Below are 25,104 nucleotides of genomic sequence, written 5' to 3' on the forward strand. Positions count from 1 at the left end.
CCGCGCGCAAAAAACCGGTCTCGGTGTACCGCTACGGCGCGCCTTGGGTGTGGATCGTGTCCCAGGACGATTGGCAGAGTGCCTTGAAGGAACTGTCCAGCTACGTGCCGCCAGGTCATTCCCTGGTGATGTTGCGCCCACAGATCGAGGAACTGCTGGAGGTCGCGTCCGAGCCTTTGCAGCAATGGGCGCGGGAACACCACATCCAGGTGCCGGTACCGGCCTTGATGCTCGCTTTGCTGTTGCAACTGCTGTACTCGCTGCCCAGTGAAAAACAGCTGTACGAGCAGCTCAATTACAACCTGTTGTTCCGCTGGTTTGTGGGTCTTGAGTTGAACCAGCGGGTCTGGGCTTTCTCGGTCTTCGTGCGGGACATCGGCGAGCTGCTGGACAGCCCGCACGCGGCGAAATTGCTCGAGCGCATCGTCAGCGAAGTGTTCTGCGGCGACCTGATGCACATGCCGGAGTTTTCGCTGAACTTCGCCTTGTTGCACACCTGGCTTTCCAGGCACGCAGGCCATTCCAAACGCAAATAAACCGTCAGGCAACAACACGATGCCAAGGCAGCGCGTCATGCGGCGCGCGGCTTTGCAGCAGGCGCTGCGCGCGTGGCGCAATTGAATCGAGGGGGATGTGTGGATCATTGGGACTTCAACATCGGCAGGTGCAGGCGATACCTGCCCATGGCGCTCGCGCTGATGCTCGTCGCCGAGGCGCCAACGCTGTGGGCCGAGGAAGCCGATACAGCGGCCGCGGCCGAGGCCGGAACGCCAGCGCGCCTGGTGGACGTGAATGAGTATGTAGTGCGCGGCAATACCGTGCTCGATGCCCGGGAAATCGAAGAGGCGGTGTATGCGTTCCTGGGGCCGCAACGCAAGCTCACCGACATCGAAGGCGCCCGCGACGCCCTGCAACAGCGCTACCAGGCCAAGGGTTACCAGTCGGTGTTCGTCGAACTGCCGGAGCAGCAGGTGGAAGGCGGCGTGGTGTACCTGCAAGTCAGCGAAACCAAGATCGGCCGGGTGCGCGTGGTTGGCACCGAGCACTATTCGCCGGTCAATGTCCGCGAAGAAGTGCCGGCGCTGGAAGAAGGCAAAGTGGCCGATTTCAGCGCGGTGCAAAGCCAGTTGGCCGTGGCCAACCGCAACCCTGGGCGCCAGGTGGTGCCGGTGGTGCGCGAAGGGCAACGTCCGGGGACCATGGATGTCGACCTGCAAGTCGAAGACAAGAATCCCTGGCAAGCCAGTGTCGGGCTGAACAATGACTACAGCGCCGACACCGAAAAACTGCGTTCGGTGGTCACGCTGGGCCACAACAACCTCTGGCAACGCGGGCATTCGGCGTCGCTGACTTATTTCACCGCCCCCGAAGACCGGGACAACGCGCAAGTCTGGTCGGGATCCTATAACGCGCCCCTGAGCGAGCGTTGGAATGCGCAGTTGTCCGGCTACCAGTCCGACAGCAACGTCGCGACCATCGGCGGCAGCAACGTGTTGGGCAAGGGACATTCCTATGGCGCGTCGCTGATCTACAACGTGCCGCCCCAGGGCGTATGGGCCAACACGCTGTCGGTGGGCGTGGACTTCAAGGACTTCGAGGAAGCCCTGCAGTTTGGCGGCTCCAGTGATGAGGTGCCGATCAAGTACGCGCCGATCACCCTGGCCTACAACGGCTTTCGCTACACCGAAACCTCACAGTTCGGCCTGGGCCTGAGCATCGTTGCCGGCACCCGCAGCTTCTTCGGCTATGGCAGCGACGCTGATGAGTTTCGGGCCAAGCGCTATGAAGCCAATCCCAGCTTCGCCGTGTTCAAGGGCGACAGCACCTTCACGCGGAATTTTGCCGGGGACTGGCAAGCGGCAAGCAAGCTGAGCTTTCAATTGGCCTCCGGGCCGCTGGTCTCCAACGAACAGTTTTCCGCCGGTGGCGCCACCAGTGTGCGCGGTTATCTCGCAGCGGAACGCACGGGCGATGACGGCGTGCTGTTTTCCCAGGAACTGCGCACACCGTCGTTGAGCAAGCACCTGGGCAAAGGCCTCGGCAGCTACGTCGACAACTGGCGTTTATACGTCTTTGCCGAAGGCGCGCAAATGGCCCTGCAAGACGCGCTGCCCGACCAGGAGGCCGACTACAGCCTGGCGAGTATCGGCTTCGGCACCCGCGCCACGTTGCGCGAATGGCTGTCGGGCAGCCTCGACTGGGGCCTGCCGCTCAAGGACGGCCCGAACACCCGCAAACACGATTCACGCGTGCACTTCAATGTGCAGGCGACCTTTTGACCGGTAGGCACAGACCTTGGAGCACCCCGTTATGCATCGCTTGATTTTCATTCTTCTCGCTTGCCTGGGCCTTGTGCTGCCGGCAACGGCCAGCGCCTGGTGGCAGGACGATTGGCACTACCGCAAACAGATCAGCATCGACACCACGCCCCAGGGCGCGGCGATCAGCCAGGCGGTGGGGCGCACCTCGCTGCTAGTGCGTTTGCACACCGGCAATTTCACCTTCGATGGCGTTAACGAAAACGGTTCGGACATCCGTTTTGTCGCCACCGATGATCACACCGTACTCAACCACCAGATCGAGAGTTTCGACCCGCTGATGGGCATGGCGCTGATCTGGGTGGACGTGCCTCTGGTGGAGGGCGGTAAGCGCCAGGATGTCTGGATGTACTACGGCAACCCGAAAGCGCCGGCCACGAGCAACGCTCAGTCAGCCTTCGATGCCGACTACAGCCTGGTCTATCACTTTGATGGTGCCGTTGGCGCACCGCCACGGGACGCCAGCGCCTTTGCCAACCACGCGCAGAACGCCCCGGCAAATATCATCGACGGTGTCATCGGGCGCTCGGCACAGCTCAACGGCCAGCCGCTGTTGCTGCCGGCCAGTCCATCCCTGGGCGTGAGCGCGGGTGGTGCGTTGACCTTCAGCACCTGGTTGCGAATGGAGCAGGGCGCAGGCGAGCAACTGCTGCTGGCCCGTCGTGATGCCGGCAATGCGCTGCTGGTGGGCGTGAACCAAGGCGTGCCCTTTGTGGAAGTGAACGGCCAGCGCGCCGTGGCCAACCAGGCCGTGGCACTGGGGCAATGGCAACACCTGGCGTTGACGGCTGACGCCAGCGGCTTGCGTTTGTATGTGAATGGAAAGCCGGCGGCGAGCCTGGCGCAACCGTTGCCAGCCTTGCAGGGTGCGATTGCCATCGGCGCCGATTCACCGGCCGCCGTTGAAGCCGGCGCGGTGGCGCCGACCGCTACGTATCAAGCCTTCACCGGCGCTCTCGATGAACTGCGCTTGTCCCGCGTCGCCCGTTCGCCCGAGCAAATCCTGGCCGATGCCACCGCCCAGGGCGCCGAGTCGCGCCTGGTGGTCTATGGGGTGGACGAAGAACAGTCCGGCTTCGGTTTCGGCAGCCTGGGTTTCCTGCTCAACGCGGTGCCGCTGGACGCCTGGGTGATCATTGCCGTCCTGGTGCTGATGATGTTGCAGTCGTGGGTGATCATGGTGCGCAAGAGCCGCAATGTCAGTCGAGTCAGCCGTGCCAACGAAGTCTTCCGCAGTCATTTCGCCAAGGTTGGGACACGGCTGGAACTGCTCGCCGATGACCGCGACCTGGCGCAGCGCCTAAGCGATTCGTCGCTGTGGCGGCTGTATGGGGTGGCGGTTGCCGAAATCCGCACCCGCCGCGACCAGGGCGCCGACACCTCGTCGATCTCCGCAGCCACCATCGAAGCCATCCGCTGTTCCATGGACGGTGTACGGACCCGGGAAAACCAACAGCTCAGTTCCAAGTTGTCGACCTTGTCCAACGCCATCGCCGGCGGCCCTTACATCGGCCTGCTGGGGACTGTATTGGGGATCATGGTGGTGTTCCTCGGCACCGCCATGGCCGGTGATGTAAACATCAACGCCATCGCCCCCGGCATGGCAGCCGCGTTGCTGGCCACCGCCATGGGGTTGTTCGTCGCGATCCCGGCGCTGTTTGGCTACAACCGCCTGACCACGCGCAACAAGGAAGTCAGCGCCGACATGCGGGTATTCGTCGACGAGTTCATCACCCGCCTGGCCGAAGTCCACGGCGAAAGCCAGTCCAGTGAAGCGGCGCATCGACGGGGCAACCACGTCGCCAGCCCATCGTTGACGGTGTAGGGGAGCGACCATGGCCAACCTCAATAGCGCCTCGGACGACGACGAAGATGCCGCCGTCGACACCATCAACATCACGCCGCTGGTGGACGTGCTCATGGTGGTGCTGGTGATGTTTATTCTCACCGCCACCGCCCAGGTCTCCGGGATCCAGATCAACCTGCCGAAGGCCAGCTCGACCATCTCGCTTTCGCAGCCCAAGACCAAGGCGATTTCCATCAATGATGGCGGCCAGGTGTTCCTCGATGCCTACCCGGTCACCCTCAACGAGCTTGAAGATCGCTTGCGCATCGAGAAAGCCCAGAGCCCGGATTTTCCGGTGATCGTGCGCGGTGACTCGGCCGTGCAGTACCAGAAAGTCATTGAAGTGCTGGACCTGTTGCGCCGCCTGGAGTTGTCCCAGGTGGGCCTGGTCACCGGCAAACCGAGCCAGGGCTGAGTCATGACGTCTTTTCCTGAACAGCCGCAAAACGGACACCTGGAACGACAGCGGGACGGCACCGGCAGGGTGCGCCGCGTATTGCAATGGACTGCCGGTTTGCTGGTGGGCGCGGGCCTGGCCTGGCTGCTGTGGACATGGGCTAACGATATGAGCGGCATCCGGCGCGAGGCGCCGAAGATTCCCGCGATCATTCCGTTGCCGCCACCTCCGCCGCCGCCCCCGGAAAAACCGCCGGAGCCGGAAAAACCGGTGGAAGAAAAAATCGTCGAGCCCGAACCCACGCCCGAACCAGAAGAAGTCAAGCCGGAGGAAGAAGCACCGCCTTCGCCCGCCGAAGACCTGGCTGACCCGATGCAAATGGACAGCGACGCCCAGGCTGGCTCCGACGCTTTCAATATCGGCGCGGGCAAGGGCGGCGGGATGGCTGGCGCCGGTGGCGGACGCCTCGGCAACGGCACCTACAGCCAGTTCCTCGCCTACAGCTTCCAGCGCTTGCTGCGCGAGTCGCCCGAGCTGCGCAACCTGGCTTTCCGCCTGGAAGCCGACGTCTGGCTGGACCAGGCCGGTCGGGTGATCCGGGTGGAACTGGGGCGCACCAGCGGCGATGCCGAACTTGACGCCAAGGTGCTGGCCACCTTGCGCGCCTCACCCAATCTGGAACGCCCACCCGCCTCGTTGCAGGTGCCGGTGCGTATCCGCCTACAAGGACGCCGGCCGGGCTAAGCCGGGTCGCCAAGAGACCATTAGGAGTTGTGTTCATGATCTGCAAAGTTAATCGATTGGCGCTGGGCGTCGGCCTGGTGATCGCCAGCCTGGCGGGCAGCGCGTTGGCGCAGACACCCTCGCAGAACGCGACGGTCAATCTGATTCGCCTGTTGGTGCAACAAGGCGTGCTCAAGCAGGACCAGGCCCAAGCGCTGATCGACCAGGCCGAAGCCGAGGCCACGCAAGCCCGGCAGACGGCCGCCAACACCGCACCGGTGCCAGCGCCAGGCGCGCCGGGCGAGGTTCGGGTGCAGTATGTGCCGGCCATCGTTCGGGAACAGATCCGCGACCAGGTGAAAGCCGAAGTGATCGCCCAAGCCAAACAGGAAAACTGGGCCCAGCCCAACACGTTCCCTGACTGGGTCTCACGCATCACCTTTGAAGGCGACGTGCGCTTGCGCAACGAGTCGCGCTTCTACTCGGGCAGCAACAGTAACGAGATCGTCGACTTCGCCGAGCTCAATAACAGCGGGCCTTATGACGTGAACCCCAACAGCGGCTCGCAACTTCCACCGTTGCTCAATACCCGGGAAGACCGTGAGAACATGCTGCGCCTGCGGGCTCGCATGGGCATGCGGGCCGCGCTTTCCCCGCAATGGACAGCGGCTATCCGCCTGGGCACGGGCTCGGACAGCAGTCCAGTCTCCACCACCCAGACCCTGGGCGGCGGTTTTGACAAAAAGGATCTGTGGCTCGACCAGGGCTACCTCAACTATCGCCCCACCAAGGAACTGAGCTTCACCGGCGGGCGCATGCCCAACCCGTTCATGTCCACCGATCTGCTGTATTCCAACGACCTCAATTTCGACGGCTTGGCCGGCTCGTTCAATCACCCGTTGAGCCGCGACCTGGCGATGTTCGGCACCCTCGGTGCGTTCCCGGTGGAGTACAGCTCCGACAGCGCGTCGAGCGATGGTTTCAACAAGGAAGACAGCGAGAACAAGTGGCTGTACGGCGCCCAGCTTGGCGCGAGCTGGGCGTTTGCCCCGGACAACAACATCAAGGGGGCGTTGGCTTATTACCAGTTCGATGACATCGAAGGGCGACGCTCCAACCCTTGTGCCATCTATGACGGCGCCCCCGCCTGTGACAGCGACGAAACGCGCCCGGCCTTCATGCAAAAGGGCAACACGTTGATGGAGCTGCGCGACCTGGTGCCGGACCCTTCCGCGCCGACCACCTCGCCGCAGCCGCAGTTCGTAGGCCTGGCCTCGGAGTTCAACGTGCTCGATCTCAACCTGGTGTGGGACACCTTGCTGTTCGACGACCTGAAGCTGCGCAGCCAGGGCAACTACCTGGTCAACCTCGGCTACGACGAAGGCAAGATGCGCAAGCGCTCGGCCGGTGCGCTGGCCAACAACCTGGATGAGAACGGCGACATCGAAAGCGGTGACAGTGCCTGGATGCTGCAGTTCACCCTGGGCAGTGCCCTGGACCTGAAAAAGCGCGGCGACTGGAACCTGTTCGCCGGCTACAAGTACATCGAGCCGGATGCCTTGCCGGATGGCTTCAACGATTCTTCGTTTCACCTTGGGGGCACCAACGCCAAGGGTTATTTCCTCGGCGGCAACTATGGAATCGAAGACAACGTATTGGCGACCGCGCGCTGGCTGAGCAGCGAAGAAGTGTATGGCGCGCCGTTCGCTATCGACGTTCTGCAACTTGAGCTCAATACGCGCTTCTAGCGCCGGGAGGACCATATGACCAGGCCATTTCATCCCGTCATCCACGCTGTGGTGCTGTTGCTGGGCCTCGGCGCAGCCTTGGGTGCTTCGGCGCAAACCTTGGAGGAGCGCCTGCGTGCCCAGTTGCGCAGCACCACTGCGCAGTTGCAAGCCTTGCAGAGCGAACAGGCGCAAGGCACCGCTGCCCGCCAGGCAGCGGAGAGCCAACTGAGCGCCGCGCAAGGGCAAATCAAGCAACTGACCGCCGAACTGACCAAGGCCCGCAGCCAGAACGAACAACTGGGCGCCCAGCAGGATGCCGTCCGCAGCAGCGCCCAGGCGCAGGTGGCGGCCAGCAGCGAGCAGGTCGGCAAATTCAAGCAAGCCTACGAAGAACTGCTGGGCCGCGCCCGCGGTATCGAAGCGGCACGCGCCACCCTGCAAGCCAGCCTGACCAGTCGCGAGAGTGAAGTACAGCAATGTGTGGCGAAGAACCAGCAGATGTACGGCATCGCCAAAGAGATCCTCGGCGCCTACGAAAACATCGAGGTCAGTGATGTGCTGAAGATTCGCCAGCCCTTTGCCAGCGGCGCGCGGGTGAAGTTCGAGGAATTGGCGCAGCGTTATGGCGATGCGCTGTACCAGACCCAGTTCGACGCCACCAAGACCACCGCGGGCAAATAATCACCGTCCACTTTTTACCCAACAGGAAATTTCGCGATGACCACACAAGCACTGATCCAGAGCATCACCCCCGAGCAACTCGGCGAGTTACTGCAAGCCGCTGGCTATCGCGTCAATCGCACCGAGCAGGGCGAGGTCGTGCAGTTGTTGAGCGCCAGCCAGGGCATCGGTTTTGCCGTGCGCTTCGGCAACCCGGCCGCCGCCGAGGGTAGCTTCCTCGACTTTACGTTCAGCTGCGCGTTGCGCATCGAGGGCAAGTTGCCTGAAGGCCTGGTGGAAGTCTGGAACGCCAGCCGCCGCTTTGCCCGCCTCAGCCTTCAGGGCGAATTCCTGGTGATGGAGATGGACGCCATCGTCGCCGCAGGCGTCAGTGAGGATCACTTGCGCGGCGTGCTGGAGCTCTGGGACCGCTTGCTGCAAGAGTTCGTGGTGTACCTGCGCGAATACAGCCAGCAGGCCCGCCAGCAACAGGCGGTGGACGCTGCGCCAGTGCCAGAAGTCGTGGTTGAAGAGGCTTGATGGGGATGAGCAGGTTCAGCAAACGGGTGGGCGCCAGTCTTGTCATTCTGGTGGCGGGAGGCATCGCCGTGGCAGTGGCCCTCGACCCTGGCGATTCCCCACATGCCTCGGTACCGGCGACACAACCGGTAGCTGCCCGAGGCCAAGGCGAGACCGCGCCGGCCGTTGCCAGTCTGGGTGACCTGCAATTGAGCAGCGCCGAACTCAACGGTGTGTTGGGCTCGTTGGCGCCGCCGGTGCGCGAGCAACTGCGGGCCAATCGTGGCGCCCTGGAAAGCTGGATTCGAACGCGCCTGGCGGAGAAAGCCTTGTTGCAGCAGGCCGACGCGCAAGGTTGGCAGGAACGCCCGGAAATTCAACAGATGACCCGAGCCGCCACCGAACAGATCCTGTTGCGCACCTATCTGCAATCCGTCAGCCAAGTGCCTGCCGATTACCCGGATGAGCAGGCGCTGCAACAAGCCTATGACGCAGCGAAGGGCCAGCTGCAAAGCCCGGCGTTGTATCGCGTCAGTCACATTTTCATCGCGCTGGAGCCGGGTGCCAACGAAGAGTCGGTGCGCAAGAAAGCCACCGAACTGGCTCGCCGCGCCCAGGCTCCCAATGCTGATTTCGCCGCGTTGGCCCGGGAGTTTTCCGATGACCAGGCCACGGCGCAGCGGGGTGGCGACAGCGGCCTGCAACCGTTGCAGCAATACGTGCCGCAAATGCGCCAAGTGCTGGCGCGGCAGCGAGTTGGCAGTGTTTCCGACGCTTTGCGCAGCGAGGCGGGTTTTCACGTTCTCAAGCTCACCGACATGCAACCGGCACGTCCCGCGAGTCTGGATGAGGTGCGTGGACAGTTGCGCGAGGCGCTGCGCAACCAGCGCCAGGAACAGGTGGCCAGGGCGTATCTGGAAGGATTGGTCAGCAAGGCGACGTTGAGCATCGATGGCGCGCAACTGAACGAGGCATTGGAGTCTGTTCGTTAAGCGGCGCGGCAGCCGTGAAGCTACCTTAGGGAGGAGGGCGTATGGCGTTGGAGGAGATTGGCAAGGTTCGAGATTACGTGCGGCTGGGTGCTTCGGTGGCAACCGATGATCAGGCACTGAAGGGCTTCAAGGATCCGCAAGCGCTGGAGTTTTTCCTGGTGGCGGCACGCTGTAGCTGTTTCATGCAGGCCGCGCGCAGCCTGAATGTCAAAGCGTCGTTATTGCGGAAAAAACTGTCGCGGTTATCCAGTCATTACGGGCGTCCCTTGTTCGAGCACCGAGGGAATGCGCTGATGCTCAGCCAGGCTGGCCGTCACCTGCGCAGCCAATTACTGGCCCACCGAGCTTTGCTGGCGTTGCCTGACGCCTTCGACACCGAGCAGACCCTGGTGCGGGTGGCCGTGGCCGAGCCGTTGCTGCACGACGTCCTCAGCCGCGCGCTGCTTGGCTTCTTGCGCCAACACGCCAACGTGCGCCTGGACGTGGTGCGCCTCGACGGTCCACCCGGCCAGGAGTCGGTTGAGGCGGATGTCATCGTCTGGCTCACCGACCCACGGACGACAGCGCCGCAGCTATCTTTCCCGGTGGCCGAACTCAGTTGCCTGGCCGAGCTGGAATACATCCCGCACATCGCCAAGCGCTACTCCCGGGAAGCAAGTCGCCCACGCAGCCTTCCCGAGCTTCAGGACTACATGCTGGTCAGCCTGCACAGCTACGCAAAAATGCCTTCGCTGGCCCCGTGGAACCGCGCCGTCAGCGAGCGCCGGTCAGGCGTCACGCAGGTGAACTCCTATGAGTTGATGCGCCAGATGATTCAATGGAGTGCCTGTATCGGCCTGCTGCCGCACTACGTTTGCTCGCTCGACAAAACCCTGCAGCCTTTGCCCGAATTGTTCACTGGCGACATGCAGATGCAGGTCTGGATGGCCGTGCATGGCGATGAGGCGCACAGGCAGGAAGTCGTGCGATTGGTGGCGATGGTCCGCGCGGCGTTTGAAGAGCACAAGGAGTGGTTCTAGGCTGTGCCGGTAGCTGAGCCGTTGCTTGAAGGCTCAGCTATAAGACGTCAGCCTGACGCCATTCACAAAGCAATGTCCGGGTCGGAATCGCTGTGTTTCTGGCCCACCGGATCGCTGTTGGTGGGGGCGTTCGCCTCGGCGTTGCCACGAATATCCGGTGGCGGCGCCAGTTGCAACAGCTCGCTGGTGTATTTCCATTCCTCGTAGACTCGCGCCGGATCATCGTTGAGCCGGGTTCCATAGCTCGGCACGATCTGGTGCAGCTTTTCCTGCCAGGCAGGGGAGGCGACCTTGTCCTTGAAGACCCGCTGCATGACTTCAAGCATGATAGGCGCCGCTGTCGAGGCGCCGGGGGATGCCCCGAGCAATCCGGCGATGCTGCCATCCTGCGACGCGACCACCTCGGTACCGAGTTTGAGCACGCCGCCTTTTTCTTCATCGCGCTTGATCACCTGGACCCGCTGGCCGGCTTGCCAGAGGCGCCAGTCTTCCTGCTTGGCCTGGGGAAAATATTCCTGCAAGGCCTTGAACCGGTCGTCGTCGGAAAGCATCAGCTGGCCGGCCAGATATTCCACCAGCGGGTACTGCTCGACGCCGACTTTGGTCATGGGCCAGATGTTGTGGGGCGTCATGCTGGTAAACAGGTCGAAGTACGAGCCTTCCTTGAGGAATTTGGTGGAGAAGGTCGCGAAGGGGCCGAACAGGATGACGCGCTTGCCATCCAGTACCCGGGTGTCCAAGTGCGGCACGGACATCGGCGGCGCGCCGGTGGAGGCTATCCCGTATGCCTTGGCCATATGTCGCTCGGCGATGGTGGGATTCTCGGCGACCAGGAACGAGCCGCCGACCGGAAACCCTGCGTACTCCTTCGCTTCCTCGATGCCCGACTTCTGCAACAGATGCAGCGCGCCACCCCCCGCGCCGATGAAGACGAACTTGGCGTCGGTGGCTGTCGTCTCACCGTCCTTGAGGTTCTTGTACTCCACGTGCCAGGAGCCATCGTCATTGCGGGTGATATCGCGGACTTCGCTGGAAAGCTTCAGGCTGAAATTGGGTTTGCTCTGCAGATATCCGACGTACTGGCGAGTGATTTCGCCAAAATTCACATCGGTGCCGATCGGCGTCCAGGTCACCGCAAGCTTCTGGTTCGGGTCGCGGCCCTCCATCATCAGCGGCACCCATTTCTTGATCTGCTGCGGATCTTCCGAATATTGCATGGGCCGGAACAGCGGGCTCGCTTGCAGCGCCTCGTAGCGTTTCCTGAGGAACTTGATGTTGTCGTCCCCCCACACAAAACTCATGTGCGGGGTGGCGTTGATGAATGAGCGAGGGTTTTTCAGGACATTGTTCTTGACCTGCCAGGCCAGGAACTGCCGGGTGATCTGGAAGGCTTCGTTGATCTCGATGGCTTTGGAAATATTGACGTTGCCTTGCTCGTCCATCGGCGTGTAGTTGAGTTCTGCCAACGCTGAATGGCCGGTGCCGGCGTTGTTCCAGCCGTTGGAGCTTTCTTCGGCCACCGCGTCCAGGCGCTCGACCATCTCCATCGACCAGCCTGGCTCCAGCTCGTTGAGCCAGATGCCCAGCGTGGAACTCATGATTCCTCCGCCCACCAGCAGCACATCGACCTTTTTCGTTTCTGCGGCCTGGGCACCATTGGCGCCCGATAGGACGACGGCGCTTACCAGGGCTGCGATGATTGTATTGTTCATGGTTCCACCCTCGGCGACCGGGTGAGTCGCTCGTCTACGAAATGACGCTACTGACCTTGGGTTGACCCGCCTCGGGAAAAAACTGTTCACGGCCCGGCGCGAGAGAGTGACGAAAGGCAATCCGGCCTGGTTTGACGATCCTGGGGGGACGCGGCATAGTGTGCTCGTTTGTGGTTATTATTGCTCGTTTATGCAGGTTGCCAATGTCATGAGTTCTTTTAACGAAGCGTTTCCCGGCGAACGCCAGCGATTGATCAGCGAACGTCTCGCCCTGTATGGCCGGGTCATTGCGGCTGACTTGGCGGTTGAGTTCAATGTTTCGGAACACTCGATACGGCGCGATTTGGGCGCGCTGGCAGCGGCGGGCTTGTGCAAGCGCGTCTATGGCGGCGCGATTCGCCTGCCAGCGGCCGAGGCGCCTATCGATGTCCGGATCCATCAGGATTCGGCGCGCAAGGGCACGCTTGGCCAGACGGCTGCCTCGCTGCTCATCGCCGGGCAGCACGTGTTCCTCGATGCCGGGTCGACCAACCTGGCCATCGCCCGCGCCATCGACCCGGAGCTCCGGTTGACCCTCTCCACCAACTCACCCTTGATCGCGGTGGAGCTGATGAAGCTGCCCCGCGCCGAAGTCATTCTGCTGGGCGGTCGCCTGAATCCGGTCGCGGGCGGTGCCATCGGGCTGGCGGCCGTCCAGCAATTGCGCCAGTTCAATTTCGACTTGTGCTTTGTCGGTGCCTGCGCCATTGACTCGGACAATGGGGTCACGGCGTTTGGCCTGGATGACGCGGAATTCAAACGCGCGGTGGTGGCGGCGAGCGGCCAATTGGTGGTGGCGGTGACCAATGAGAAACTTTCCAGCGTTGCCCACTATCAAGTGGCGTCTTGCGAGGAAGTCACGGCTTTGGTGGTCGAGCACGACGCACCGCGGGAGCGACTCGAACCGTTTCTCAGCCGGATTTCCAAGGTCGTGACCGCCCCGGCGCAGCGCTGACGCCGAGCATTGGGATACGAACCCATTGTCCGCCAGGCGATTTACGTCTAGTTTGCTGCCCCATCATAAGTACAAAAGTCAGGAGTCATCGATGCAACCGATTCGTCTCGGTCTGGTGGGCTACGGCAAGATCGCCCAGGATCAACACGTCCCCGCTATCCGCGCCAACCCCGCGTTCGAACTGGTGGCGGTCGCCACGCAAGGGCAGCCTTGCGCCGGGGTGGAGAATTTGCAGTCCCTGGGCGAATTGCTGGAAAACGGCCCGCACGTTGATGCAATCGCATTTTGCACGCCGCCACAAGGTCGATTCGGGCTGGTCCGACAAGCCCTGGCTGCCGGCAAGCACGTGCTGGTGGAAAAGCCGCCCTGCGCCACGCTGGGCGAAGCGATGGCCCTTGTTGACCTCGCGCGCGAGCAAGGCGCCAGCGGCCTCTACGCCTGGCATTCGCGTTATGCGCCCGGCATCGAAGCGGCTCGCGACTGGCTGGCCAGCCGTACGCTGCAAAGCGTCCGGATCGATTGGAAGGAAGACGTGCGCAAATGGCACCCGGGCCAGGCATGGATCTGGCAACCCGGTGGCCTGGGCGTCTTTGATCCCGGCATAAACGCCCTCTCGATTGCTACCCATCTGCTGCCGCTGGCGCTGTTCGTCGAGTCGGCCGAACTGCGCGTCCCCGACAATTGCCAGTCACCGATTGCCGCGAGCATCAAGATGGCGGACGCGCGCCAGCTCGATGTCCGTGCCGAGTTCGACTTCGACCATGGTCATGACGAGCTCTGGAGCATCGAGATTCGCTGCGCCGAAGGCGTCCTGCGGCTCGACAATGGCGGCGCGTTGCTGAGTATCGACGGCGTGCGCCAGGCTGTGTCGGAGGAGGGCGAATACGCGGCGGTGTATCGGCATTTCCAACAGCTGATCAAGGACAAGGCCAGCGACATGGATTTGCAACCGCTACGCCTGGTCGCGGACAGCTTCTTCGTGGGCAGTAGGACCCTGGTCGAACCGTTTTACGATTGACTTGCGAACAGGCCCATCATCCTGGCGACGATGGGCCTGTGGATTACCGCTATTTGATCGTTCCCACGCTCTGCGTGGGAATGCATCCCCGTGACGCTCTGCGTCACCCCAGAAGCGGAACGCGGAGCGTCCCTGGCGGCGTTCCCACGCAGGAGCGTGGGAACGATCGAACGTGGTGAGGGCGCATGCTCCCTCACCACCAGGTTTCGCGTAGGCGCGTCTAGCCCAAATCCTGCGCCCGATGCCGCTCCGGCACCTGGCTCGCTTCATCGCCCCAGGTCCGGTTGACCCGCTGGCCGCGCATCACCGCGGGTCGGTTGGCGATTTCCTCGGCCCAGCGTTGTACATGGGTGTATTCGTGGGCCGAGAGGAACTGCGCCGCTGAATACACGTTATTGCGCACCAATTGCCCATACCAGGGCCAGACCGCGATGTCGGCGATGGTGTATTGGTCGCCCGCCAGGTATTTGTTTTCAGCCAGGCGACGGTCCAGCACATCCAGTTGGCGCTTGGCTTCCATGGTGAAGCGATTGATCGGGTATTCGAGTTTTTCCGGCGCATAGGCGTAGAAATGTCCGAAACCGCCGCCCAGGTACGGCGCCGAACCCATCTGCCAGAACAGCCAGTTCAGGGTTTCGGTGCGGCCGGCCGGGTCGGTGGGCAGCAGCGCGCCGAATTTTTCTGCCAGGTAAAGCAGGATCGACCCGGACTCGAAGACGCGGATTGCTGGCTCGACGCTGCGATCCAGCAGGGCCGGAATCTTCGAGTTTGGATTGACCTCGACAAAACCACTGGAGAACTGGTCGCCTTCGCCGATGCGAATCAGCCAGGCGTCGTATTCCGCGCCGGTGTGCCCGAGCGCCAGCAACTCTTCAAGCAGGATGGTGACTTTGACGCCGTTGGGCGTCGCCAGTGAATAGAGCTGCAACGGGTGCTCGCCGACCGGCAAGGTTTTTTCGTGGGTCGGCCCGGCAACGGGGCGGTTGATGCTGGCGAAGTGGCCGCCCGAGGGGGCTTCGTGCTTCCAGATTTTTGGAGGAACGTAAGACGCTTTGCTCATGAGACGTACCTTATCGTTTTGAATGCACTGATCCTGGGATGAAGCCATAGCACATTTGCGCAATGGCTCGCATCGAGAGACGGACTCTAATCCAGGGGCGTTTTGTCAGGCGAACAAAGGCGGTTGATTGTCTGTATCTCCCTCAGTAATAGATAGCCGGACAAGGGCTTTTTGACGCCAGAAAATAAATGCTCAGCATCCTTACAGTCTCTAGGTTATTAGCCGATAGCCATTTGAGATGCGGTTGATTCCCAGCTTCTGCCGAGGGTACGTCATGTTTAATACAACACTAAAAAATGAACTGACGGCAAGGAAGGCCGAGTTAGCAACTTACAAGGGATTGGTAGGCGCTCTGGAGCGGTCGATGGCCGTGATCGAGTTCAGTCCCGACGGCAAGGTGCTTCGCGCCAACGAAAACTTCCTCAATACCATGGGCTACCGCGAGGATCAGTTGGCCGGTTTGTCCCACCGCAATTTTTGCACCCCAGCGCTGGCGGGCAGTGCTGAGTACCGCGAGTTCTGGGACCGGTTGCGGGCTGGCCAGTTCGTTTCGGGGACGTTCCAGCGGGTCAGCGGACAAGGGCGCAACGTCTGGCTGGAGGCGAGCTATAACCCAGTCCTGGATGAGCAGGGCAAAGTCGTGAAGGTGGTCAAGTACGCCCTTGACGTCACCGCCCGAGTGGCCAGTGACGCAGAAACACGTGGCAGGCTCGCTGCACTTGATCGGGCAATGGCGGTGATCGAATTTGATTTGACTGGCAATATCCTCACCGCAAATGACAACTTCCTGCGGACGATGAATTACTCGCTCGCTGAAATCAAAGGCAAGCATCACCGACTGTTCTGCGAAGCGAACCTGGTCAACAGTTCGGAATATGGCGATTTCTGGCGACGTCTGAACGCCGGTGAGTTTTTCAGCGGACAATTCAAGCGACTGGGCAAGCATGGCAAGGTGGTGTGGTTGGAGGCCAGCTACAACCCGGTCTACGACGCCGAAGGCAAGCTGAGCAAGATCGTCAAGTTTGCCAGCGACATCACCGAGCGGGTGGAAAAGTTCGAAGAGGATTCACGCGGTGCCTCGCGTGCTTATCACATTTCTTCCGAGACTGAGCGAGTCGCCGAGCAGGGCGCCCAAGTGATCCAGCAAACCGCCAAGGAGATGCGCCAGATCGCCGAAAACATTGGCGCCTCCGCGCGCCTGGTCGGGCAACTGGGCGCGCGCTCGGAAGAGATCACCGCCATCGTCAATACCATTCGCGGCATTGCCGACCAGACCAACCTGCTGGCGCTCAACGCTGCCATCGAGGCCGCGCGGGCGGGCGACCAGGGCCGGGGCTTTGCAGTCGTGGCCGACGAAGTCCGCCAACTGGCCGGGCGCACGAGTCGCTCGACAGCGGAAATCGCCGAGATGATCGGCATGATCCTTTCTGAGACCCGCGATGCGGTCGCCAGTATGAGCGTGACCCATGAGGGCGCGCTGCGCGGCGTTACCCTGGCGGACCAGGCCGGATCGGTCATCGTGCAGATCAGGGCCGGGACCACGGATGCATTGGAGGCGGTCAGCATGTTCGCGTCCAAGCTCGACGAGTCTGAAGTCATTCCAAAAACGGCGATCGGCTGGGTCGGCTGAAGATGCTGTAACGTCTGGGGGGGCGGACCGTCAGCCAGGGCCGCTCCTCAATTGACCAGCGATGTGCGCGAGGACCCAGGCGTCGAGGTCATTCCATTTCCTGAAACAGTGGATTTCAATCCATGCGTATTCCTGCGCCGCCGCTTTGGGCAGAAGATGGCTCCACCAGCCGCACACCTTGTTCAAAGGCGTGACGGACCATCCCTGACCACAGCGCACTGACCCAGCAGCAATGCCGGGGCGCGAGGAGTAGCTGATGAACGAAGCCTCGAAAGCACAACCTTCGCCCTGGCATGAAGGCGAGTTGACCTTGCAGCGCTCCGTCGGCGCGGTGGACATGATGGCCGGTGTCGGCCAGCGGCAACTGGCACGCACCTGGATGCCGGATCAGCACCGTGAGTTCTACGCCCAATTGCCCTTCGTGGTGTTGGGCGCGGTGGATCGTCAAGGCGATGTCTGGGCGACGCTGCGCGCCAGGCAGCCCGGCTTCATGAGTTCACCGGATCCGCAAACGCTGCACATCGATATCGAGCCGCAGCCGAGCGATCCAGCCCAGGAAGGCATGGGCGAGGGCGATGCCATCGGCATGCTGGGCATCGAGTTGCATACCCGTCGCCGTAACCGCATGAACGGTGTCATGCGCCGTCGGCTCGACCAAGGGCTGGAGATCTCGGTGAGCCAGGCGTATGGCAACTGCCCGCGCTACATCAACCTGCGCCAATACAGCTTTGTCGATGAGCAAGCTGCCGTCTCGCGTGAACTGGAGGTGGACGACCCTTTGGTTCGTCGGCTGGTCACGGCGGCCGATTCGTTCTACATCGCCACCTACGTGATCCGAGACGGCGAACGGCAGGTCGATGCTTCGCACCGTGGCGGCAAGTCCGGTTTTGTGCACATGGACGAGGACGGGACGCTGACCATCCCGGATTTTTCCGGGAATCTGTTTTTCAACACGTTGGGCAATATCCTGCTGAATCCGCGCGCAGGGCTGCTGTTCGTCGACTTTGAAACCGGCGACCTGTTGCAGCTGAGCGGTCGCGCCGAGGTGTTGCTGGACGACCCGCAGATCGCTGCGTTCCAGGGCGCCGAGCGGTTGTTGCGTGTGACTCCGCAACGCTTGGTCTACCGTCCCGCAGCGATACCGTTGCGCTGGAAGGACCAGGACGAAGGTGACTCGCCCAATTCGCTGATGACCGGCAGTTGGGAACAAACCGCTGAGCGCTTGCAGGCCGAAGCCCTGAGGACCCAATGGCGTGCGTTGCAGGTCACTCGGACGGTGGATGAAAGCCCCGACATTCGTTCCTTTTATCTGCAAACCACCGATGGCGCCGGTTTGCCACGGTTCGAAGCCGGACAGCATTTACCGGTGCGAGTATTACTGCAAGGGCAGCAAACCCCGTCGATCCGCACCTACAGCGTGTCCAGCGCGCCGTCCGATGATTTCCTGCGCATTAGCGTCAAGCGCGACGGCGTGGTGTCTTCGCACTTGCATGAACAAATTCAGGCGGCCCATGAAATTGAGGCGCGGGCGCCCCAAGGCCACTTCACCGTGGACCCCATCGAGCGCCGCCCGCTGGTGCTGTTGGCAGCGGGCGTTGGCATCACGCCGCTGTTGTCGATGTTGCGCGAGGTGGTCTACCAAGGGAAACGCATCAGCCGCATGCGTTCGGTCTGGCTGGTACAAAGCGCCCGTCACGTGGCTGATTTGGCCTTCCGTAAAGAGATCGACGAGCTGGCGGCCCGTGCCGGTGACAAGCTGCGGGTTTTGCGCATGGTCAGCCAACCGCCCACCGACGGCAGCGCCGGGCAAGGTTACGACGTGTCCGGCAGAATCGATGTAGGGCTGCTCAAGCAATGGCTGCCGCTGGACGACTATGACTTCTATTTGTGCGGGCCGGGCAGCTTTACCCAGGCGCTGTATGACGGCCTGCGCAAGCTGCGCATTCCCGATGATCGCATCCATGCGGAAACCTTTGGCCCGTCCACGCTAGTGCGCGATATCGAGGTCCGAATGCCCGTGACCGAGCAGGTGCCCGCGGCGAGTGGAACGGTGAAGGTCCTGTTCGCCAGCTCGGCCAAGGAAGCGCGCTGGGAGCCGGGTAGCGGGACGCTGCTGGAGTTGGCCGAGGCCCGGGGCCTGAACCCGGAATTCAGTTGCCGCGGTGGTTCCTGTGGCACCTGTAGAACCCGCATGACCCAAGGCCAGGTGCATTACCTGACGCAGCCCGCCGAGCCGGTCGCGGACGGCGGAGTGCTGATTTGCTGCGCAGTACCGGCCGAGGGCAGTGAGCCTTTGGTGCTGGAGGTTTAACGCGCGGCGGTGGCGCTGCGTCGACCACGCGCTTCATCACGCATCACCATCCAGATACCGACGGCAGATACCGCCATCCCCAACGCGATGAGCCACGACAACGGCTCGTCGAACATTGCCCAGGCCCACAGCATCGTAATGGGCGGGCTCAGGTAGAGAACGCTGGCGACACGGGTGGCTGTCGCCCGGCGCAGGCACAACCAATAGAGCCCGTATCCGCCCATCGTCGACAACCCCGCCGTCCATACGACGCTCAGCACAAAGCCGGTGCTGGGTATCGGCGCGAGGCTGCCCTGTGCGCCTTCGATAAGCGCAAACGCCAGGCCGCTGACACAGCATTGCAGCCAGAGATTGGGCAGCAGGCCAATCGATTGCGAGGCTGGAAGATGCTTCTGCCACAGGGTCGCAGCAGCGAGCGAGAGCATGCCGAGCAGCGGCAACCCGTAAGCCCACAAAGGCGCGTCGCCCCAGGCCAACGCGCCTTGGGTACCGAGGGCAACACCGGTCAGGCCGATGGCCAAGCCCGCCCAGGCTGCCGGCGCCAAGCGCTGTCCCAGCACACCGGCAGCCAACAGTGCCAGGCCTATCGGCAGCAAGTCGGCAAACAGCGCCGCCAGGCCTGCCGGAACACCCAGGGCGATGCCTTGGGTGATACCGGCCAGATAACCCGCCATCGCTAGCAGACCGATACCGGCGTTTTTCAAGAGTGCGGCGAAGGGGATTCGTCGCAGTTGGCCGACGACGAAGGGAAACAGGATCAGCGTGACCAGGACGCAGCGCCAGAACACCACGAGCAACGGCGGCGCGTAATCGATGGAGAAGCGCGCACCGACGAACCCTGAGCTCCAGGCCAGGACCAGCGCCGCTTCCAGCAAGGGCAACGGAATCAGCCAATACAAGCTGGGCGTGGCAGGGGAAGTGATCGATTTGGGCGAGTTCATGGTCACAGGCTACGAAAGCCGACTAATCTAATAAATCAAAATATCTTGTAGAAGTCGTTCACGAACGGTGAATCATGACAGCCATACTGGACATCGAGCTGATACGAACCTTTCATGCGGTCGCGCGGATAGGCAAATTCAGCGCTGCGGCGCAGGAGCTTCACAAGAGCCCGGCGGCGGTCAGCGTGCACATTCAGCGACTGGAAGCGGTCGCCGGTGGCCGGCTGCTGGACCGTGACAATCAAGCGGTCTCCCTGACCGCGTTGGGCAAGCGCCTGCTCGTTTCCACGACGGAACTGCTCACGACCCACGACCGGGTATTGGCCGACCTGCACGGCACGCGGCTGGCGGGACGGATCACCTTGGGTGTGCCCGACGAATACGCCGACCATGTCATCCGCGACATCGTCCCAACGTTCATCGCAGCCTGGCCGAACGTCATCCTGGAGCTCAAGACCGCCCCCAGCTATGCCCTGCGTGAGCAGGTCCAGCGCGGCAAGCTACAAGCCGCCGTGCTCACCCAGCCGAAGGAGTTGCGCAACGCTGAGGTTGAGTTCCTGGTCACCACGACACCGGTCTGGGTCGCGGCGCTTCACGCCACGGCGAATTTGACCGAGCCGCTGGCGCTGGCCGTGCACGCGGCGCAATGCCCTTACCGACAGGTCATGCTGCAAGCGCTCCGGCAAAGCGGGCGCAAGGTGCGAATCGTCCTCGAAAGCCCCTCCAACCAGGCCGTCAAGGCCTGCGTGGAGGCGGGGTTGGCGATCAGCCTGATCGACCGTGGCCGGGTGACGGATAACATGCGGATCCTTGATGAGCTGCCGGTGATCCCGGATCACGACGTAGTGTTCATGCGATCCCAGGCATCCCGTGACGATGAAACGGTCGACTTGCTTGGCCAGGCCATCCAGCAGCGCTTTCGGCTGTAGGGCAGACGCCATCACGTGGCGTTGGCCTTGGAGGTCGAGGTCGGTGCGGACTGCGCCGACAGTGGGACATCGAACACCCGATCGAATCCCCATTGAAAAACCAGCGAGTAGAAGAAGAAAAACACAAACAGTCCCAGATTGGTTACCAGCGCCAGCCACAGGCTGATGCCTAGCCACGCGGCAATCACCGGTGTGAGAATCAACGTCAAGCCGCCTTCGAATCCCAAGGAGTGCAACAACCGCCGTCGCCAGTTGCGCTGACGGTTGTGCTGGCGGCGCTCCCACCATTCGAACGCGCTGTTGAATAGCATGTTCCAGCCCAGCGCGACGCCAGATATCACCAGGGACAGCAAGGTGGAATAACCCATGCCTTGCTGGTAGATCAGCGTCAGCGCCGGCGCCACGAACAGGACACCGCCCGCTTCGTAGAGTATGGCCTGGAGGATTTTGCGAGGTGCGCCTTGCATCGGTAGTCTCCGGATCTTGGGGGCAGGAGCACAGCCTCGCGAGTTGAGCGTGCGCGCACAATTGAGCTAAATTGAGCCTCGCTCAACGTGAGTAACGCTTGCGCCCATGTTTGCCAAATTGCCCCTTACCGCCTTGCGCGGCTTCGAGTCTGCCGCACGGCTAGGCAGTTTCAAGGCTGCCGCCCAGGAGCTGAACATCAGCGCCGCGGCGATCTCCCATCAGATCAAGAATCTCGAAACCTTACTGGGCGTGCGCCTGTTCGAACGCTCCAGCCAAAGCGTTCGCCTGAGCGCCGATGGTGAGTGTCTGCACACCTACGTCCACCGGGCGCTGCTCGATATCCAGCAGGGCCTGCAAGTGCTGTCCCCGTCCTGCGTGGCGCAATCGCTGGTGGTGAGCACTACGCCGGCCTTCGCCAGCCTCTGGCTGATCCCACGGCTCGGTGGGTTTTATCGCTTGCACCCGGACATCAGCGTCCGGCTGCACAGCAGCAACGAGGTGGTGGACCTGCGGCGTGACGCGAGCATCGACCTGGCAATCCGTGCCCTGTTCACGCCTGACCCGCAACTGGTCGAGCAGCCGCTGCTGGATGAGTATTTCGGTGTGTATTGTCGTCCCGACTGGCAACCGCCTGCTTCGGGGGCGCCCGTTGAACTGATCGATGTGCCGTGGTTGAGCAGCTCCGCCGTCACGGTCGATTGGCCGGCCTGGTGCGCCAAGGCCGGCATTGGCGATTGGTTGGAGAGCGCCCGTCTGCGGCGTTATGACGAGGAACAGCATGCCCTGCAGGCAGCCATCGTCGGGCACGGATTGGTGTTGGCCAGCCAGGTGCTGGTTGCCGAAGCTGTCGCGCGCGGCCAGTTGATCGCCTATCGCCCGGAGATTCGCCTCGCGGGCGCGCGTTACACCTTGGTGTGTGTGCCCGGGCGAGAGCGGCAGCCGGCGGTGCGGGCGTTCAGTGAGTGGTTGCTTGCACAGGGCGCGCTTGGCGGCTGAATGTTCGTCGCGCCAATACCCTTATTCCTCGGACGGTCTCATGTGAAAAATGGTGTAGGGCAGGATCAACGTATCGGCGACGAAACTCAGGGGCAGGTCGATGGCCGCGAACGGCGCGAATGCACTGGCGAACGTTGAGTTATCTTCCGTCACCGCTTCCTTGAGTATCTGGTAATCGAAATACACGCCGCAATACGGGCTGACACCGCAAAGGCCGCCGGTGCCAAAGGTTTCGTTGGCGGTCGCGCATCCCGTCAGCAGTGCGATGATTAGAGCCGTTCCGATGATGCGCATGACGTTCCCTCGTTGTTGGTGCGCGACTGTAGCACCGCCGATGGACGGCCCGACATATGAATCGAAATGCCCCACAAAGCCAACGCCAGCGCACTGATCAACCCACCCAGCAGACTGACCGCCGTCCAGCCCCAAAGCGCATACACCTGAGTGGCGGCGGCAGCCCCGAGCGCGCTGCCGATCGAGTAGAAACACATGTAGGCGCCGACCATGCGACTTTGTGCGTCGGGGCGGGCGGCGAAAATAAGGCTTTGGTTGGTGACGTGCACCGCTTGTACGGCGAAGTCGAGCAAGATCACTCCACAGACCAAGGCCACCAGCGAGCTTTCGGCAAAAGCGATCGGCAGCCAGGACATCACCAAGAGCCCCAGCGACAGGCCGGTCACACGTCGTCCGAAACCTCGATCGGCCCAGCGACCGGCTCCCCTGGCCGCCAGGGCTCCGGCGACACCGGCCAGGCCAAACAGGCCAATGGCGGTGTGGGAAAGTGACAGCGGCGGGGCGCTCAACGGTAGGACCATGGCGGTCCACAGCACGGAAAAGGCAGCGAAGATCAGCATGGCGAACAGCCCCCTGATTCGCAAGACCGGTTCGGTCAAGAACAGCTTGAACAGAGACCCGATCAGCACAGGGTAGGATTGTCGGTGGCGGGGCGACGCCGTGGCGGGAATCACTTTCCATAACACCGCGGCGATGAGCAGCATCAGCCCCGAGGAGACGAAATAAACCGCACGCCAGCCTGCCAGGTCGGCAATCAATCCTGAGGTAAACCGTGCCAGGAGAATGCCCAGCACAATCGCGCTGGTAATAGTGCCCACCGCCCGCCCGCGTTGCGATGGCGCGGACAGCGTGGCGGCGTAGGCGACCAGCACCTGGACGACCACTGCCAATAACCCTGTCACAATCATGGCGCCCAGCAGAACCGACCAATGGCGTGATGCGCCGACCGCCGCCAACGCCACCACGGACAGCGCAACGAGGGTCAAGATCAGTTTCCGGGGATTGACCTTGTCCCCCAGCGGCACGATGAACAACAGTCCGAGCGCGTATCCGATCTGAGTCGCCGTTACCACGATACCGATCAACCCGGGGGCAACATCCAGGCTTTGTGCTATCGAGGCGAGCAAGGGTTGCGCGAAGTAGACGTTGGCGACAGCGAGGGCGCACGTTACTGATAACAATAAAGTGAGCGTCGCTGACAAGCCTCGGTTCACGTCGGTGTATGCGGTCATGCGCACCTCCATGGTGTAATCTGGTTGCAATTGAATACCTGATTTGATTCTTGCTGGTTTAGGTTTTAAATAGCAACCACTTTAACCGAGTGCAGGCAAACATGATCTTGAAAGACGCTCCATCACATAACAGCGAATGCCCGGTTTCCCGGACCTTGGACGTGATTGGCGATCGCTGGTCGCTGATGATCATCCGCGATGCCTTCGATGGCATCCGCCGATTCAGCGAGTTCCAGAAGAACCTGGGCGTGGCCAAGAACATTCTGGCGTCGCGCCTGAAAGCCTTGGTCGAGGTCGGCGTGTTCGACGTGCGACCTGCCTCGGATGGAAGCGCCTACAAGGAATATGTCCTGACGGAAAAAGGACAGGAAATTTTCCCAGTCGTGGTCAGCTTGAGGCAGTGGGGCGAGCGGTTTCTGTTCGCGCCGCAGGAGACGCGTTCGCAGCTGTTGGACAACGCATCCGGACAGCCGCTGATGCCGATCGAGGTTCGCTCGTCGAGCGGCCAGAAGGTCGAACCCTGGGATTGTCACCGGGTAAGACGGATAGGCGAAGAGCCTTGAGGCCAGGCCTGTTTTCTACGGTTGGGTCGGTTGTTCATAGCGCCGCTGGATGCGTGCCAATTCTCCGGACTGGCGCAGTTTCTCCAACGCGCGGGTCCATGCGGCGATCAGTTCGTCGTCACTGTCAGTGCTGAAAGCGATGTACAGCGAGGAGCGGTAAAGCTCGATGGGGATTTTGCGCAGGGTGCCGGGGGCGATGCTCAATTGCCGGCTGTAGTAAGCCACTCCCGCAGCGGTGTCGCCGACAATGATGTTGGTTCGCCCGGCCAGCAGCATGCGGTAGAGCAGTTTGCTTTCGGTTGCGCTTTTGTCCAGGTTATTGAAGCCCAGCGATTGCAACATCTGGGGCACCAGGCCGGCATGCCGCGTGGTGACCTGCGGGGCGCGCAGTAGCTGTTCCAGGGAGTTGATCGGCGGCGAATCGGACAGCTGGTAGGCGTGGATGGATTCTTCGACGATTGGCCCGACCCACTTGTATAACGGTTCGCGCTCCGGTGTACGGAACAGCGAATACATGATGGTCTTGGGCCGGTTCTTCAATATCTGCGTGGCGCGCATGCTCGGTTGCAACGATATTTCGAAGTCGTCTCCGGTCAGCGTCATGATGGCCCGGACAATTTCCGTGGTCATGCCGGTGAGCTGGTTGTTCTCCACGTAATTGTAGGGAGCCCATTCCTCGGTCACGACTTGATAGGGCTCGGCGGCGGTCGCTGAGCCGAGCATCAGACAAAGCAGCGCTGCGGCAGGCATCG

At 62.0% G+C, this 25,104-nt stretch carries 24 protein-coding genes; 17 read left to right on the forward strand and 7 right to left on the reverse strand.

Features of this window, described 5'->3' with window-relative positions; translation table 11 throughout:
* Positions 1 to 128 precede the first annotated feature (128 nt).
* The 10 genes from HU762_RS26915 to HU762_RS18105 all read left to right on the forward strand — a co-directional run bounded on the left by HU762_RS26915 (position 129) and on the right by HU762_RS18105 (position 10,204).
* Complete coding sequence (locus HU762_RS26915; protein WP_272976174.1) at positions 129 to 536, forward strand: transposase; 408 nt, start codon at positions 129 to 131, stop codon at positions 534 to 536.
* Positions 537 to 683: 147 nt separating this feature from the next.
* Complete coding sequence (locus HU762_RS18065) at positions 684 to 2,279, forward strand: ShlB/FhaC/HecB family hemolysin secretion/activation protein (protein WP_186639297.1); 1,596 nt, start codon at positions 684 to 686, stop codon at positions 2,277 to 2,279.
* A 31-nt stretch (positions 2,280 to 2,310) separates the two neighbouring features.
* Positions 2,311 to 4,143, forward strand: a complete 1,833-nt coding sequence (locus HU762_RS18070; protein ID WP_186639299.1) for a MotA/TolQ/ExbB proton channel family protein — start codon at positions 2,311 to 2,313, stop codon at positions 4,141 to 4,143.
* A 10-nt stretch (positions 4,144 to 4,153) separates the two neighbouring features.
* Positions 4,154 to 4,579 carry a biopolymer transporter ExbD gene (locus tag HU762_RS18075; RefSeq protein ID WP_186610023.1) on the forward strand — a complete coding sequence of 142 codons (426 nt, stop codon included), beginning with the start codon at positions 4,154 to 4,156 and terminating at the stop codon, positions 4,577 to 4,579.
* Positions 4,580 to 4,582: 3 nt separating this feature from the next.
* Complete coding sequence (locus HU762_RS18080; RefSeq protein WP_238340404.1) at positions 4,583 to 5,305, forward strand: energy transducer TonB; 723 nt, start codon at positions 4,583 to 4,585, stop codon at positions 5,303 to 5,305.
* Between the two features lie 35 nt (positions 5,306 to 5,340).
* Positions 5,341 to 7,032 (forward strand): putative porin, encoded by a 1,692-nt coding sequence (locus HU762_RS18085; RefSeq protein WP_186639301.1) that lies wholly within the window; start codon positions 5,341 to 5,343, stop codon positions 7,030 to 7,032.
* 15 nt (positions 7,033 to 7,047) lie between these two features.
* On the forward strand, positions 7,048 to 7,695 hold the full coding sequence (locus HU762_RS18090; RefSeq protein ID WP_186639303.1) for a DNA repair protein: 648 nt from the start codon (positions 7,048 to 7,050) through the stop codon (positions 7,693 to 7,695).
* 36 nt (positions 7,696 to 7,731) lie between these two features.
* A complete protein-coding gene (locus HU762_RS18095; RefSeq protein ID WP_186639305.1) occupies positions 7,732 to 8,214 on the forward strand; it encodes a YbjN domain-containing protein in 483 nt (160 codons plus the stop codon).
* 5 nt (positions 8,215 to 8,219) lie between these two features.
* Complete coding sequence (locus HU762_RS18100; protein WP_186639307.1) at positions 8,220 to 9,185, forward strand: peptidylprolyl isomerase; 966 nt, start codon at positions 8,220 to 8,222, stop codon at positions 9,183 to 9,185.
* 41 nt (positions 9,186 to 9,226) lie between these two features.
* A complete protein-coding gene (locus tag HU762_RS18105) occupies positions 9,227 to 10,204 on the forward strand; it encodes a LysR family transcriptional regulator (RefSeq protein ID WP_186639309.1) in 978 nt (325 codons plus the stop codon).
* A gap of 62 nt (positions 10,205 to 10,266) precedes the next feature.
* Here the strand turns inward: HU762_RS18105 and mqo are convergent, their stop codons facing one another.
* On the reverse strand, positions 10,267 to 11,916 hold the full coding sequence (gene mqo, locus HU762_RS18110) for a malate dehydrogenase (quinone) (protein WP_186639311.1): 1,650 nt from the start codon (positions 11,914 to 11,916) through the stop codon (positions 10,267 to 10,269).
* Between the two features lie 208 nt (positions 11,917 to 12,124).
* Here mqo and HU762_RS18115 point away from each other — a divergent pair, with 208 nt between their 5' ends.
* Entirely contained in the window at positions 12,125 to 12,910 is a 786-nt protein-coding gene (locus HU762_RS18115; RefSeq protein WP_186639313.1) for a DeoR/GlpR family DNA-binding transcription regulator, read from the forward strand.
* Positions 12,911 to 13,001: 91 nt separating this feature from the next.
* Entirely contained in the window at positions 13,002 to 13,928 is a 927-nt protein-coding gene (locus tag HU762_RS18120; RefSeq protein WP_186639315.1) for a Gfo/Idh/MocA family oxidoreductase, read from the forward strand.
* A gap of 220 nt (positions 13,929 to 14,148) precedes the next feature.
* Here the strand turns inward: HU762_RS18120 and yghU are convergent, their stop codons facing one another.
* On the reverse strand, positions 14,149 to 14,988 hold the full coding sequence (gene yghU / locus HU762_RS18125) for a glutathione-dependent disulfide-bond oxidoreductase (protein WP_186639317.1): 840 nt from the start codon (positions 14,986 to 14,988) through the stop codon (positions 14,149 to 14,151).
* Between the two features lie 274 nt (positions 14,989 to 15,262).
* Between yghU and HU762_RS18130 the strand changes: the two genes are divergently transcribed.
* Positions 15,263 to 16,618 carry a PAS domain-containing methyl-accepting chemotaxis protein gene (locus tag HU762_RS18130; protein WP_186639392.1) on the forward strand — a complete coding sequence of 452 codons (1,356 nt, stop codon included), beginning with the start codon at positions 15,263 to 15,265 and terminating at the stop codon, positions 16,616 to 16,618.
* A gap of 256 nt (positions 16,619 to 16,874) precedes the next feature.
* Positions 16,875 to 18,929, forward strand: a complete 2,055-nt coding sequence (locus HU762_RS18135; protein WP_186639319.1) for a pyridoxamine 5'-phosphate oxidase family protein — start codon at positions 16,875 to 16,877, stop codon at positions 18,927 to 18,929.
* Here the strand turns inward: HU762_RS18135 and HU762_RS18140 are convergent.
* Entirely contained in the window at positions 18,926 to 19,870 is a 945-nt protein-coding gene (locus HU762_RS18140) for a DMT family transporter (protein ID WP_186639321.1), read from the reverse strand. The genes HU762_RS18135 and HU762_RS18140 overlap by 4 nt on opposite strands.
* 74 nt (positions 19,871 to 19,944) lie before the next feature.
* On the opposite strand from HU762_RS18140, the gene HU762_RS18145 reads away from it, so the two are divergent.
* Entirely contained in the window at positions 19,945 to 20,799 is an 855-nt protein-coding gene (locus HU762_RS18145; RefSeq protein WP_186639323.1) for a LysR family transcriptional regulator, read from the forward strand.
* Positions 20,800 to 20,810: 11 nt separating this feature from the next.
* Here HU762_RS18145 and HU762_RS18150 read toward each other — a convergent pair whose 3' ends face one another.
* Positions 20,811 to 21,266, reverse strand: coding sequence for a PACE efflux transporter (locus HU762_RS18150; protein ID WP_186639325.1), 456 nt, complete (start codon positions 21,264 to 21,266; stop codon positions 20,811 to 20,813).
* Positions 21,267 to 21,372: 106 nt separating this feature from the next.
* Here HU762_RS18150 and HU762_RS18155 point away from each other — a divergent pair, with 106 nt between their 5' ends.
* Positions 21,373 to 22,263, forward strand: coding sequence for a LysR substrate-binding domain-containing protein (locus HU762_RS18155; RefSeq protein WP_186639327.1), 891 nt, complete (start codon positions 21,373 to 21,375; stop codon positions 22,261 to 22,263).
* Positions 22,264 to 22,284: 21 nt separating this feature from the next.
* Here HU762_RS18155 and HU762_RS18160 read toward each other — a convergent pair whose 3' ends face one another.
* Together HU762_RS18160 and HU762_RS18165 are read right to left on the reverse strand one after the other, a co-directional pair.
* Entirely contained in the window at positions 22,285 to 22,557 is a 273-nt protein-coding gene (locus tag HU762_RS18160) for a YceK/YidQ family lipoprotein (RefSeq protein WP_186639329.1), read from the reverse strand.
* Positions 22,533 to 23,789, reverse strand: coding sequence for an MFS transporter (locus tag HU762_RS18165; RefSeq protein WP_238340405.1), 1,257 nt, complete (start codon positions 23,787 to 23,789; stop codon positions 22,533 to 22,535). The genes HU762_RS18160 and HU762_RS18165 overlap by 25 nt, the downstream gene beginning before the upstream one ends.
* Before the next feature lie 101 nt (positions 23,790 to 23,890).
* Between HU762_RS18165 and HU762_RS18170 the strand changes: the two genes are divergently transcribed.
* Entirely contained in the window at positions 23,891 to 24,352 is a 462-nt protein-coding gene (locus HU762_RS18170; RefSeq protein WP_186639330.1) for a helix-turn-helix domain-containing protein, read from the forward strand.
* A gap of 15 nt (positions 24,353 to 24,367) precedes the next feature.
* Here the strand turns inward: HU762_RS18170 and HU762_RS18175 are convergent, their stop codons facing one another.
* Positions 24,368 to 25,102 (reverse strand): transporter substrate-binding domain-containing protein, encoded by a 735-nt coding sequence (locus tag HU762_RS18175; protein WP_238340407.1) that lies wholly within the window; start codon positions 25,100 to 25,102, stop codon positions 24,368 to 24,370.
* Positions 25,103 to 25,104: the final 2 nt, after the last annotated feature.

This window comes from Pseudomonas sp. SWRI92 (assembly GCF_014268685.1).
Lineage (GTDB): Bacteria > Pseudomonadota > Gammaproteobacteria > Pseudomonadales > Pseudomonadaceae > Aquipseudomonas > Aquipseudomonas marvdashtae.

Coding starts and splice junctions, on each gene's coding strand:
- HU762_RS26915 (WP_272976174.1), top strand. CDS start 129: ATGTTGCGCCCACAGATCGAGGAACTGCTGGAGGTCGCGTCCGAGCCT.
- HU762_RS18065 (WP_186639297.1), top strand. CDS start 684: ATGGCGCTCGCGCTGATGCTCGTCGCCGAGGCGCCAACGCTGTGGGCC.
- HU762_RS18070 (WP_186639299.1), top strand. CDS start 2,311: ATGCATCGCTTGATTTTCATTCTTCTCGCTTGCCTGGGCCTTGTGCTG.
- HU762_RS18075 (WP_186610023.1), top strand. CDS start 4,154: ATGGCCAACCTCAATAGCGCCTCGGACGACGACGAAGATGCCGCCGTC.
- HU762_RS18080 (WP_238340404.1), top strand. CDS start 4,583: ATGACGTCTTTTCCTGAACAGCCGCAAAACGGACACCTGGAACGACAG.
- HU762_RS18085 (WP_186639301.1), top strand. CDS start 5,341: ATGATCTGCAAAGTTAATCGATTGGCGCTGGGCGTCGGCCTGGTGATC.
- HU762_RS18090 (WP_186639303.1), top strand. CDS start 7,048: ATGACCAGGCCATTTCATCCCGTCATCCACGCTGTGGTGCTGTTGCTG.
- HU762_RS18095 (WP_186639305.1), top strand. CDS start 7,732: ATGACCACACAAGCACTGATCCAGAGCATCACCCCCGAGCAACTCGGC.
- HU762_RS18100 (WP_186639307.1), top strand. CDS start 8,220: ATGAGCAGGTTCAGCAAACGGGTGGGCGCCAGTCTTGTCATTCTGGTG.
- HU762_RS18105 (WP_186639309.1), top strand. CDS start 9,227: ATGGCGTTGGAGGAGATTGGCAAGGTTCGAGATTACGTGCGGCTGGGT.
- mqo (WP_186639311.1), bottom strand. CDS start 11,916: ATGAACAATACAATCATCGCAGCCCTGGTAAGCGCCGTCGTCCTATCG.
- HU762_RS18115 (WP_186639313.1), top strand. CDS start 12,125: ATGAGTTCTTTTAACGAAGCGTTTCCCGGCGAACGCCAGCGATTGATC.
- HU762_RS18120 (WP_186639315.1), top strand. CDS start 13,002: ATGCAACCGATTCGTCTCGGTCTGGTGGGCTACGGCAAGATCGCCCAG.
- yghU (WP_186639317.1), bottom strand. CDS start 14,988: ATGAGCAAAGCGTCTTACGTTCCTCCAAAAATCTGGAAGCACGAAGCC.
- HU762_RS18130 (WP_186639392.1), top strand. CDS start 15,263: ATGTTTAATACAACACTAAAAAATGAACTGACGGCAAGGAAGGCCGAG.
- HU762_RS18135 (WP_186639319.1), top strand. CDS start 16,875: ATGAACGAAGCCTCGAAAGCACAACCTTCGCCCTGGCATGAAGGCGAG.
- HU762_RS18140 (WP_186639321.1), bottom strand. CDS start 19,870: ATGAACTCGCCCAAATCGATCACTTCCCCTGCCACGCCCAGCTTGTAT.
- HU762_RS18145 (WP_186639323.1), top strand. CDS start 19,945: ATGACAGCCATACTGGACATCGAGCTGATACGAACCTTTCATGCGGTC.
- HU762_RS18150 (WP_186639325.1), bottom strand. CDS start 21,266: ATGCAAGGCGCACCTCGCAAAATCCTCCAGGCCATACTCTACGAAGCG.
- HU762_RS18155 (WP_186639327.1), top strand. CDS start 21,373: ATGTTTGCCAAATTGCCCCTTACCGCCTTGCGCGGCTTCGAGTCTGCC.
- HU762_RS18160 (WP_186639329.1), bottom strand. CDS start 22,557: ATGCGCATCATCGGAACGGCTCTAATCATCGCACTGCTGACGGGATGC.
- HU762_RS18165 (WP_238340405.1), bottom strand. CDS start 23,789: ATGACCGCATACACCGACGTGAACCGAGGCTTGTCAGCGACGCTCACT.
- HU762_RS18170 (WP_186639330.1), top strand. CDS start 23,891: ATGATCTTGAAAGACGCTCCATCACATAACAGCGAATGCCCGGTTTCC.
- HU762_RS18175 (WP_238340407.1), bottom strand. CDS start 25,102: ATGCCTGCCGCAGCGCTGCTTTGTCTGATGCTCGGCTCAGCGACCGCC.